6 protein-coding genes and 4 pseudogenes are annotated in these 9,676 nt (G+C 44.5%); 7 read left to right on the top strand and 3 right to left on the bottom strand.

The window, feature by feature from the left end; all coding sequences use genetic code 11:
• Nucleotides 1–69: 69 nt before the first annotated feature.
• Nucleotides 70–918 (bottom strand): annotated as a pseudogene (locus DFP77_RS18780) (IS5 family transposase); the annotation flags it as partial.
• A gap of 437 nt (nucleotides 919–1,355) precedes the next feature.
• On the opposite strand from DFP77_RS18780, the gene nadC reads away from it, so the two are divergent.
• The 3 genes and pseudogenes from nadC to DFP77_RS18800 form a co-directional block, all read left to right on the top strand.
• Nucleotides 1,356–2,210 carry a carboxylating nicotinate-nucleotide diphosphorylase gene (gene nadC / locus DFP77_RS18785; RefSeq protein ID WP_114413726.1) on the top strand — a complete coding sequence of 285 codons (855 nt, stop codon included), beginning with the start codon at nucleotides 1,356–1,358 and terminating at the stop codon, nucleotides 2,208–2,210.
• Nucleotides 2,211–2,348: 138 nt separating this feature from the next.
• Nucleotides 2,349–2,810: a MarR family winged helix-turn-helix transcriptional regulator gene (locus DFP77_RS18790; protein WP_114413727.1), complete on the top strand. Its 462-nt coding sequence runs from the start codon at nucleotides 2,349–2,351 to the stop codon at nucleotides 2,808–2,810.
• Between the two features lie 422 nt (nucleotides 2,811–3,232).
• Nucleotides 3,233–3,532 (top strand): annotated as a pseudogene (locus DFP77_RS18800) (transposase); the annotation flags it as partial.
• A gap of 122 nt (nucleotides 3,533–3,654) precedes the next feature.
• Here DFP77_RS18800 and DFP77_RS18805 read toward each other — a convergent pair.
• Nucleotides 3,655–4,935 (bottom strand): Rieske 2Fe-2S domain-containing protein, encoded by a 1,281-nt coding sequence (locus DFP77_RS18805; RefSeq protein WP_114413729.1) that lies wholly within the window; start codon nucleotides 4,933–4,935, stop codon nucleotides 3,655–3,657.
• Nucleotides 4,936–5,274: 339 nt separating this feature from the next.
• On the opposite strand from DFP77_RS18805, the gene DFP77_RS18810 reads away from it, so the two are divergent.
• The 4 genes and pseudogenes from DFP77_RS18810 to DFP77_RS18825 all read left to right on the top strand — a co-directional run.
• Nucleotides 5,275–6,204 carry a PDR/VanB family oxidoreductase gene (locus tag DFP77_RS18810; RefSeq protein ID WP_114413730.1) on the top strand — a complete coding sequence of 310 codons (930 nt, stop codon included), beginning with the start codon at nucleotides 5,275–5,277 and terminating at the stop codon, nucleotides 6,202–6,204.
• Complete coding sequence (locus DFP77_RS18815; protein ID WP_220235563.1) at nucleotides 6,188–7,351, top strand: Gfo/Idh/MocA family protein; 1,164 nt, start codon at nucleotides 6,188–6,190, stop codon at nucleotides 7,349–7,351. The genes DFP77_RS18810 and DFP77_RS18815 overlap by 17 nt, the downstream gene beginning before the upstream one ends.
• Before the next feature lie 3 nt (nucleotides 7,352–7,354).
• Nucleotides 7,355–8,341 carry an ABC transporter substrate-binding protein gene (locus DFP77_RS18820; RefSeq protein ID WP_114413731.1) on the top strand — a complete coding sequence of 329 codons (987 nt, stop codon included), beginning with the start codon at nucleotides 7,355–7,357 and terminating at the stop codon, nucleotides 8,339–8,341.
• A 409-nt stretch (nucleotides 8,342–8,750) separates the two neighbouring features.
• A pseudogene (locus tag DFP77_RS18825) lies at nucleotides 8,751–9,092 on the top strand (IS21 family transposase); the annotation flags it as partial.
• A 200-nt stretch (nucleotides 9,093–9,292) separates the two neighbouring features.
• On the opposite strand, the pseudogene DFP77_RS18830 reads toward DFP77_RS18825, so the two are convergent.
• Nucleotides 9,293–9,496: pseudogene (locus DFP77_RS18830) on the bottom strand (transposase domain-containing protein); the annotation flags it as partial.
• Nucleotides 9,497–9,676 lie beyond the last annotated feature (180 nt).

The following is a 9,676-nucleotide window of genomic DNA, read 5'->3' on the forward strand; positions in this document are numbered from 1 at the left end:
AATCTGGAGCGATTACATTCGTCGAATGGCGACCAATCACCCATTGAGTATGAAAACTCCTTTAGGAAAGTGTCCGGTTGGACTTGACCAGAACAAGCTTCTTGCGCCCACAATGAAGGATTCTTTAGCGGTCACGGCTATGCTGGCTTTCACGCCAAATTCGTAGCGTTTATGCGCTTTGCCTTTGGATATGCAATCCACATTGGGTTCATGCAGGCTGTAGAGTTTGTTTTTGCTCTGGCGAGTTTGTTTTAGTAATCGATAGGCTTGGTTAAGTGTGTCTTCCTGTTTTTGGGTGAGCGTTAACCCTTGTCGTTTTACTTGCCGGTCAATGTCCCGCAGCACTCTCCCTAAAAAGCCTTTGACTTGCTTAATGGCTTTTCTCATGCGCTTGTATTGCTTGGCATGACCATAGCGGCCAATTTTTGGCATTAGTTCATGACAAGCTTTGTCGTAGGTTTGTCTTAACGTGATGCCTTGTTCTTTGGCGACCTGAGTAAGCTGTTGTCTAGCCTTGTTGTAGAGCTTGGCATCCGTTGGGAAGGTGATATTTTTTTCTTGTACCGTGGTGTCGACCACTACTCGCTTTAGACTTGCTGGTTTGATGACTTTAAGTTTTAAACCTGCTTGTATCGTCTGGGTTAACAGCCATTCACAGCCTTCTTCTCCTAACCGTTTTCGCCATTTTACAAGACTGGTTGGATGACACGGAAAGTCGTGTTGGAAAAAGGTTTCGCCGCAAAAGTATTGGTAGTAAGGCGATTCAAGCCATTGCTCTAATACCATGTCGTCAGACAAATTATGCAAGTGTTGCAAATACAGCAATCCCGCCATAAGGCGAGTGGGTAACGCGGATGCACCCACCGTTGAGAAGTGTCTCCCCAATTCATTGTCCAACTGGTTCCAATCAATAACCTTAGGGAACATGCGATTAAGTCGGTAACATGAGATAATCTTGCCGACTTAATCTGACTACGAATCCAGCCGATCATAAACCAGCTTTCCTTCGCCGACACCGAATTTACCAGCAAACGCAGCAAAACTCGCAAAGAACTATCAACTGCCGTTAAACATCTCAAATGCGCGACAAATGGACCTTCAGTATTGGATGATCGACTTCAAACTATACCGGATGCCTCAATCGATAACTTTCAGCAGTTTGCTGATTGAGGCCTCCTCGTTAAAAATATTACATACCTAATAATTATCAATAAAATCCACTTCATGTGGTAGAATCGATACTCAAAAATAGTAATTTTAACAGCAAGTAACGCCATCAAAATTCTGCTAGCGCGCTCCTTCGGACCCGCTAATAAATATGCACATTGGCAAAATCAGAGAGATAGGAAGTTATAATGTACAAATTAGATAATACAACGTTACAGATTGCGATTGCTGCAAATGTGAGTGCAGCTCTTACTGAAGATATCGCGAGTGGAGACATCAACGCGTTATTGATCCCAGAGTCTCAAACGGCTATTGCAAAAATTATTACACGGCAGGATGCCGTGCTATGCGGAACAGCTTGGGTGAGCGAGACCTTCCGCCAAGTTGATCCTTCGGTCAAACTGCTCTGGCATTTTAACGATGGTGATAACCTCAAAGCTGATGATCTGATTGTTGAGGTTACTGGACCCGCCCGCTCACTCCTCACAGGTGAAAGAACAGCGCTTAATTTTCTTCAGTTAATGTCAGCTGTTGCAACGCGAACTCGATACTTTGTTAGTAAAATCGGTAGAAACCCTGTAGAGCTCATCGACACTCGAAAAACAATACCTGGGCTAAGACTGGCTCAAAAATATGCTGTCACTTGTGGTGGCGGGCAGAACCATAGAATGGGTTTGTATGATGCATTTTTGATAAAAGAGAATCATATCGCAGCTTGCGGTGGTATCGATAAGGCTGTTCAGGTCGCACGAACTCTGGTGCCAAATAAGCTCATCGAAGTTGAAACAGAATCACTCGAGGAACTAGAGCAAGCTCTTCAATCCGGTGTGGATATAATTATGTTGGATAATTTTTCATTAGAAGATACTAAGAAAGCGGTAGAATTAAGCCGCGGTAAGGCGAAAATCGAAGCCTCTGGTGGTATAAATGACGATACGCTGATAGACATCATACAAGCTGGCGTTGACTATGTATCAATGGGTACACTCACCAAAGATATTAAAGCTGTCGATTTATCGATGCGACTATACATGGAAGCATAGTAAGGGCCTAAGATGACAGATCGTGTTAATTAACTAACATGATCTGATTACCCCTGATGCTTAAAACACCAGTAAACCCAGGTTTTTTAAAGCCTAGTTTACAAGTTCGATAATATTAGAAATCCAGGATACAAGAACATGTCTGCAGAGAAATTAAATACTGCTCCAGAGCTAAAATACGAGAGGATGGCACACATTATTCGAGAGCTCTCGAAGCAGTACTTCAATTCATTAGAACGAAGATTACAGCCCTACGGCGTAAACCATGGATTTTGGGGATACTTACGTGAGCTCTGGAACGAGGAAGGAATCTCCCAGAAAACCTTAAGTGAACGAGTGGGACTTACTGGACCCACAACGAACTCCGTTATTAAACGCATGTTGGCAGCTGGCCTCGTCGAGCTTCGCCCTATAACTGAAGGAAAACCAAGACAGGTCGTTTATTTAACTGAATATGGAAAGAGCCTTAAGGACACCCTTGAACCTCTAGCAAAAGAAGTCAATGACGTGGCTCAAAGCGGTATGAGCCCTGAGGAAATTGAAATCGTTCGCGAATATTTATTGAACATGCATTCTAATCTTATGGAGGACAATACCTAATTTTTGATGACTGCCAAGGCAGCGAATAGCTGGCAACTGAAGCAGAAAGCAAAACCCCAGCACAAGACTTTGCTCATACTGAGGCATATAGCACTTATAAGAAACCTTAAAGAAGCCAACCTATTTAGTCGTCCCTGAATAACTCTCAACCCATTGAATGCAAAGTGTTTTTATAAGATAGTTAATGCCTAAATCTTGCTATAAATGCGCCATAAGGCCCAAAAAGTTGTAGAATGGGTGATTTTTATGAAGCCTCGTCAGACAAAGACCATACCGCAAAAGGATTTATTCCAACCACAGCTCGTTGACATCATTAACCCCAACCATCCTTTGGTTCGACTGGCTAAGGTTATTGATTGGAACCAGTTGGACAACGAATTGGGGGGACACTTCTCAACGGTAATCCCCCCGAAAAATAACAGCAACAAGTAGAAACCTTGATTGGGCGAAAACCTGAAATCTGTTTTGTCGACCGAGGATATAAAGGATCAGGTGTGGAAGACATTAAAGTCTTGATTGCAGGGCAAAAAGGCGGAGTCCCAAAGAAAGAGAAGAACTGGATGGGGAGAAGAAATAGCGTAGAGCCCATCATCGGGCATCTCAAATCAGACGGAAAACTCAGACGATGCTTCCTTAAAGGAATACTGGGCGATGCGATTAACGTGATCCTAAGCGCCTGTGGCCAAAACCTTCGTAAGCTGCTGAAGTGGCTTAACTTTGCCTTGATCCGGTGTGGCATTTATAGCGGGATGAGATGAATACAATCCTTATTGCCGAGAAGGCTAGAAAATGAAATGGCGCTTTAGACTAAAAACGCCATTATTCAGAGTCGACTATTTAGTATTTATCCAGCCACTACGTTTTCTTTCCAAAGTTCGCGCCAATCCGATTCTTTTGGTACAACTCCTTGGAAAGAAGCGATTGACGATTGAAGAATTGATGGTGCACTACCGATAGCAGGTTCACCATCAGCAACTTTCTGAGCAGCTTCTACCATAGTGCGACGGAATTCCACAATCGCTAAATCAGAAGAACCAAGAATATCATCGGTACGGTTAACAATTTTACCCATCGATACCCACATCGCGGTATCTTGGTTTGGTATGCCCGCAATACCAGTAAAATCACCCTCTTTCATTTTTATACGATCCTGACGGAAGCGGTTTTCCATAGTACCTACAGTAGCCCAAGTGATTGGATCGACATCTTCACCCGGTACTGCACGAGCGAATTTACGCCAAGCAGTCGTATCTGGTGTAGTTTCAGGATTACCCCATGCGATAAAGTGGAAGTTACAGTTTTCATTGTCGATCGGAACGATGACCGCTGCAACATTGTATGAAGTGTTAGGCGGAATCAACGCGTAGTAAGGCGCGACATACTGAGTGATACGAATGTAGTCATGGGTTGCAGCGTTAGCGATAGGACGACGAATAGCAGCGTAATGGAATCCATAATCAGTTTTCGCAGACTGCATACGCGGGGACTTATCAGTTGATGGACGGTACCAGCTTTGATCGTCCGCAGCCGCACTTTCAACTTTTGCAGGCACCATGTCCGAAGAGTGCAATGATGAAGAATGAGCTGAGTCAATCTGACCTTCTAGAACTTGAGCCCAGTTACATGGCAAGCGGATTTTGAGGATCGAAACTTGCACATCTTCATTAGGTGCAAACGCTGGCTTTTTAAATTCAGGAGAATCACCTTCACCCAACCATGCCCAAAGGAATCCGCCCCACTCAACTGTTTTATAAGCTTTGTGCTTCACTTTAGAGCACATAGACTTTTCTGCTTCTGGTGGCTCAGAAGCCATTGCTACAACGTTACCTTCCACATCAAACTTCCAGCCGTGATACAAGCAGCGGATACCACAATCTTCATTACGACCGAGCACCAAAGACGCCGAGCGGTGAGGACAAAGTTCATCCAATAAGCCCACTCGACCTTCGGTATCGCGAAATGCTACATAACGAGAACCCAAAGCTTCAACCAACACTGGAGTTCCATCGCACTCTTTAACCTCTTCGAGCAAACAAACCGGCGTCCAATGCTGACGCATAAGCTTACCCATCGGGTCGGTCGGCATAACATGAGTTAATAATTCATTTTCTTGTGGTGTAAGCATCGTGCCTTTCTCCGTTTTATTTTATTTCGCATAGCTACAAGCACCCTACGTCACTGCTTGTCAGCCAAATTTGTAACCACGCTTCTATTCGACGAGTCGATAAGACATGTCGAAGAAGCATTAGAGGCATTAGAGGTATTAACAAAAAATTAATCCCATGCTCGATTACCTCAGCGAAACAAATAATAGATATCTAATTTTGAATAGTCAACATTATTAGCAATCTAATTATTGTTGACTAAAAATTATTAGATTGCTAATATTGTCCTAGATCATATATCCCGATTTAAGGATTGATGACACCATATCCATATATTGCGACACCTAGAGAGAAGAAAAATGAAACTGCAAGTGAGTGCTCGGCGTACTCTTACGCCAGAAATTGAAGAATTCACCCTAACTCCTGTTGATAGTCAACCTTTACCGCCAGCAGAACCTGGTTCACATATTTCTATAACCACGCCCTCTGGAGCTCATCGTTATTATTCATTGGTTTATTCTGGTGACAACCCAAACGCTTACACTGTTGCAATTAAAAAAGAGCCTAATTCTCGTGGTGGTTCAAAGTCGATGCATGAGCAGGCAACGGTATCGACGATTCTGGATGTAGAAACGTCTGACAATGAATTTCCTCTCGGTCCGAAGCACGATGCTTTATTAATAGGTGGTGGAATAGGTATCACACCTATCTACTCTATGGCACAACAATTAAAAGCAGAAGGTAGAAAATTCCGAGTTATTTATTTAGCTCGCAGCTATGAAAAAGCAGCGTATGCTGATGAGCTCCAGGAGCTTTGCGGAGATGACATCATCATTCACTATAGCGAAGGCGATAGTTCAAATGCTTTCGATTTTTGGGATTTACTGATGACTCCAACTCAGGAACATATCTATTGTTGTGGGCCAACATCTCTAATGGAAGAGGTGAAAGGTGGTACGGGGCATTGGCCTGATGGCCGAGTTCACTTTGAGGAATTCATGCCCATAGAAATCATTCGAGATAACGATACCGAATTCACCATCGAACTCGCCAAATCAGGTGAAACGATAACTGTACCCGCAGATCGCACTATACTGGAAGCCTTACGCGCTAACGGACATGATTTTTCCAGCTCTTGTGAAACCGGAACTTGTGGCACCTGCAAATGTACATATATGGAAGGCGAAGTGGATCACCGTGACTTAGCTTTAATGGATGATGAGAAGTCCGACACAATAATGTTGTGTGTATCCCGAGCGAAAGGTGACCACCTTGTCCTCGATATCTAATCCAATACGCATAGGTGTTGCGGGTTTAGGGAGAGCCTTTGCGCTATCGGCCACCGCTATCCATGCTCACCCAGGAGTTATCTTAGTTGCTGGCGCGGAGCCAAATTCCGAGCACAGAAGATCATTTGAAAAGACTTTTGACGCAAAGACCTATACAGATGTTAGCAACCTAGTAACAGACCCTGACGTGGAAGTGGTCTATGTATCCACACCTCATGGACTACATAAAGAGCATGCTTTAGCTGCTATAAATGCCGGTAAATCCGTCCTTATCGAAAAACCGATGACTGTCTCATTAGAAGATGCATCATCGCTAATTGAAGCGGCAAAAAAGGCGGGAGTACAGATCATTGTTGGCCCTAGCCACAGCTTTGATGGTCCAGTTAAGCTCGCGGAAGCTTTAATCGCGAAAGGTAAGATTGGGCGCGTAAGGATGATACATGCGCTCTATGCAACCGATTTTTTATATCGCCCAAGAACAGCGTCGGAGCTTTCCACAGACTTAGGTGGAGGAGTAGTGTTTAGCCAAGCCGTCCATCAAGTCGATCTCGTCCGCCGACTCGCTGGTGTTCCCGCTCAGCGTGTTACCGCAAGAACAGGGGGCGTCTGGGATGCTGACCGACCGACCGAGGGTGCCTACAGCATGCTGATTGATTTCAACGAAGGTATCTTTGCCAGCCTGACGTACTCAGGCTACGCTCATTTTGATGGTGACCGACTGATGGAAAATACTACTGAATTAGGCATATCCAAGTCAGATGAATTCAAGAGCGCCCGCAAAATACTGGAATCCGTTCAGAACGAATCAGAATTTAAGTCATCACGCGGATTTTCATCACTCGAAACCTGCCCTCAGGCTCAAACTCACGAGCACTTTGGTCAGGTTTTCGTATTCGGCGACCGCGGAGACCTTCGCCTGACACCGAACGGAGTGGAAATTACCGATGCGAATGGCCCCGAATTCTACCCTGCACCTTTTAGAACCTCCCGCGCAGAAGTATTTGACACACTTTATGCGGCACTGCGTGAACAAACACCCCCTTTGCAGAATGGCAAATGGGGCCGAGCTTCACTCGAAATCTGTCATGCACTACTTACCAGTAGCGAAACAGGTGACACAGTCACACTTAATTACCAAGAAGGATAAAAAATGTCTAAGCTCCAACTTTCCCTAGCAATGGGTGATTATGATCGAACCCGCCCTATTCATGATGGACGGGTACAAATCGACGGTGTCGACCCGATCACTTTTCTTCAATCACCAGAAGAGATGTTCTTCAACGCATTTCGCCACAAAACGTGTGATATTTCAGAAATATCATTGAGTTCATATTGTGTTTCGTTGACTCGAGAAAATCCTCAATACATCGCAATTCCTGTTTTCCTTAGCCGTGCATTCCGCCACTCCTCCGTTTATATTCGTGCAGATAGAGGAATTGAAACACCTCAAGATCTCAAAGGTCGCCGCATCGGCATCGCGGAATATCAACTGACAGCAAACGTATGGGTTAGAGCAATCCTTGCAGATGCAGGTGTAACCCCTGATCAGATTACGTGGATACGTGGGGGAATGGACAAACCTGGTCGCCCTGAGAAAATCAAACTTGATCTACCAGACAACGTAACTATCGAGAACGCTCCAGAAGGTGCGACCCTAAACCAGATGTTAATCGATGGAGAAATTGATGGTTTCATCGGCCCTAGATGGCCACGTTGTTACTACGAAGGCCACCCTCAAATTCGTCGACTTTGGCAAGATGGTTTTTCTGCAGCACGCCAATGGCATCAGGACACCGGGTTATTCCCAATCATGCACGTTCTAGGTGTGCGTCGTGGTTTAGCTGAGCAGCACCCCTGGTTACCAGGCGCTCTGCTCAAGGCCTTCACTGAAGCTAAAACAATGGCGACGGATGCCCTATCAGATACTTCAGCAACCAAAGTAACAATGCCATTTGTCGAAGATGTATTAGGTGTAACGCAACAAATGTCCAAGGATCTTTGGTCATACGGAGTCGCACCGAACATAAAAACGCTAGAATATTTCCTGCGCAACCACTACGAACAGGGGCTGAGTTCAAGACATCTTTCTGTAGATGAACTGTTCCACCCAGCAACTACCGAGGTCTATTCTCTGTAAATATATTTAGTGATAAACGGTGTAGAAACAAACCAGCTAGGGAATGTGCGATTAAGTCAGCTAGTTAGTACGAAGTCACACCTGACTTGATTTGCTTTTAAATTTGCTCAAAATCTTAGTTTTTAGTGTGTCTTATTCCCTAGTTGGAGCCTTTAAAGCTCCAACTACCATCACCCAGACGGATTAACCCCGTGCAGACCTTATGCGTATTTCGGACCATTCCGAACACCCATTTCGGTTTAATCCGAACGCTCATTCCGCGATTATCCGAACACTTTTGAGTTAACTCCGAAATACGCGTTCGCAATCGCGAAAACCGCGTTCGGAATGCCGAAATCCTTCCTTTTTCTCTTTTAAATCAATCACTCGCTACCCTTACTCTATCTCGCAAAAAAGTAAGGAAGCGACCATGGCTAAAAAGAGAACTCCTATGAACAAAATCAAAGAGGTGCTGCGCCTTAAATTTGACTGTGGTCTGTCGTACCGCAGTATTGCCAGTTGCTTGAATATAAGCTTGGCAACGGTCTCTGAATTGATCGCACGCTTTAAACAGAACCAGATAGACTGGCCTTTACCTGAAGATTGCCGTGATGCCGACTTAACCCAAGCGCTCTATCACTCAAAACAAGCTAGCCGAGAAAAGGTAATGCCTGACTTCTCGCATTACGTTGTTGAGCTTAGGCGTAAAGGCATGACAAAGATGCTGCTCTGGCAAGAGTACTATGAGCAATATCAAGAACATGCTTATGCCGTAAGCGTCCGGTCATCTACACCTTGAGTCTATTTTTTGATCTACAACATCTTTCTGGCACTCAAGGGATGCAATCAAACACTAATATCTTTAAGTTACTTCTAAGGCAGAGAGCTAAGGATAGCTTAAGCTCCCAGGGTGGGAGCTCTGTCTTTCTTCAGGAAGATCCTAAGCCGCATGGAGGCGGCGAGAGTGATTTGTTAGGCCGTCAGTTTGATGTTCCATGGTAACAAGTCATCCAGATCCGCTCCCTTTTCCCGTTTTGGCAGTTCTTCAAACAGCTTCACAAGATAATCGTAAGCAATCAAGCCATTGGCTTTAGCGGTTTCGATCAAGCTGTAAAGGTTTGCACTCGATTGCGCGCCGTTGGCTGTGTTGGCAAACAACCAATTTTTACGACCAAGTTGTACGGCGACATTATAGTTTGATACGAAAATAACACTTTAAAGGGCCTGAGAGAGGTAAAGTTTGATATTTTTAAAAAGTCGCCCCTGAATAATGGCGTTTTTAGTCTAAAGCGCCATTTCATTTTCTAGCCTTCTCGGCAATAAGGCTTGTATCAATCTCATCCCGCTATAAATGCC

Source organism: Marinomonas foliarum (assembly GCF_003337275.1).
Taxonomy (GTDB): Bacteria; Pseudomonadota; Gammaproteobacteria; order Pseudomonadales; family Marinomonadaceae; genus Marinomonas; species Marinomonas foliarum.